3 protein-coding genes are annotated in these 1,425 nt (G+C 54.4%); all 3 read right to left on the reverse strand.

What is annotated here, in order from left to right; translation table 11 throughout:
- Positions 1-62: 62 nt before the first annotated feature.
- Positions 63-566 (reverse strand): hypothetical protein, encoded by a 504-nt coding sequence (locus AC2W7G_RS16260; RefSeq protein WP_485869354.1) that lies wholly within the window; start codon positions 564-566, stop codon positions 63-65.
- Positions 520-1,023, reverse strand: a complete 504-nt coding sequence (locus AC2W7G_RS16265; protein ID WP_485869355.1) for a hypothetical protein — start codon at positions 1,021-1,023, stop codon at positions 520-522. Before AC2W7G_RS16265 ends, AC2W7G_RS16260 begins: the two co-directional genes overlap by 47 nt.
- Positions 968-1,425 (reverse strand): hypothetical protein (locus AC2W7G_RS16270; protein ID WP_485869356.1); only part of this gene is annotated, 458 nt, incomplete at its 5' end. The genes AC2W7G_RS16270 and AC2W7G_RS16265, both read right to left, overlap by 56 nt.

The following is a 1,425-nucleotide window of genomic DNA, read 5'->3' on the forward strand; positions in this document are numbered from 1 at the left end:
CCCATTGACTCGACGGTTATACGCCGGGACAATCTTATCCATGTCCCACTCACGGAGACTGTTCACATTGAACGGTTGACCGTTTGGCAGGATGATAGACATATCGCTATCGAACAGGTTACGGGCCTCAAGGAAGTTGTTGTTCTCCAGACCCACCAGACCGTTGATGTTCTCTTCCATGACAGACAGCGCTCGAATAGGTCGGTGTGGGATATGCCGTAAGCCTTATCATTGGCGTACTTATCTACCGCAGCCGCAAGTCCTTCTGGAGTCAGATTAGGGTCAGCTTCCATCAAGGCCTCGTCCACCCGCGATTTGACCTCAGGTCTTGACGCATAGCTCGTGAGCCACGACTTCTTGATTGCTTCTTGAAGCGCCTCAGGGCTTCCAAGCTCCTTGATGTACAGCTCCTTCATCTGGTTGCTGTAAACGTGAGGAACGTATGTCCCCTTGAAACGGCTGCCGGGGAAGATAGACTTAGCGTCCACACGACCGAACATCGCAGGGTTCTCCATCATCTCACGCTTGGCGTCGAACTGGTTCTTCAGCAGGTCGTAGACCTTCATGTTCTCCCGGAGTCAGCTCAGACTTCAGGTTCCCGCTTCCGTCCTCGATAGCCAGAGCTACACGCTGGTAGACGTCCTGACGGAACGCCCCGGTGTCACGGTTGAAGTTGGTCTGGAAGTATGGGTCCTTCAGGGCCTCAGTCACCGCATCGTCGATGTCGTTGTAGAACCGATGGTCCACTGCACGAAGTCTCTCGAATACGTCTGACGCTGTAGTCCCAATCTTCCCGCTAGCACCTGACTGCATACCTGTAGGGGAACGCACCAAGTCAGCTGCAAGTCCGCGAATCTCAGGGTTCTCAGACCTCAAGAGCTTCAAGCCAATCTCGGTAAGTCCACCAAGGTTTACACCAGCAGCAGCACGTTCAGGCTCAATCACCTCGTCGAAGACTTGGCGTGTCTTAGGGTTCAGTGGGTTCTCGCCAATCAGGATTGAACCATCTTCCAAGTCGAACACTTCCCGGCTCGTTAGGAACGTCAGCAAACTTAACGCCTTGGTGACTGAAGGTCTCCTCTCCTTCACGGATTGGTAGACGCGACAGGTCCTGACCATCAACGTTGCGAGCAGTCTCACGTGCCTCAAGACGTGTAGCTGGACCAGCGAACTCATTGGTCGACTTTCCAAGAACCTTGCCAATAGCGTCCCCGATGGCAGCCATGCCTCCACCGAAGAGAGCACCGCCCATAATTGCCTCAGCAACGTGAGTATCTCCACCAGCAACAGAGGTACGAGCAATCTCAGACGCGCCAGCCAACGCACCAGACTGAGCAGCCACGGTGAACATCTTGTTAACCAGCTTGCCGCCTTTACCTACCTGTCCGGCAATAGGAACATAGGTCAGTGGGTCCACGCCAGCGC

The sequence above is a fragment of the Aeromicrobium sp. PFPM2_SD2 genome, assembly GCF_057364525.1.

What these genes read in the sequence shown, in the direction of transcription:
- AC2W7G_RS16260 (WP_485869354.1), bottom strand. Translation starts at nt 566, where the DNA reads ATGAAGGTCTACGACCTGCTGAAGAACCAGTTCGACGCCAAGCGTGAG.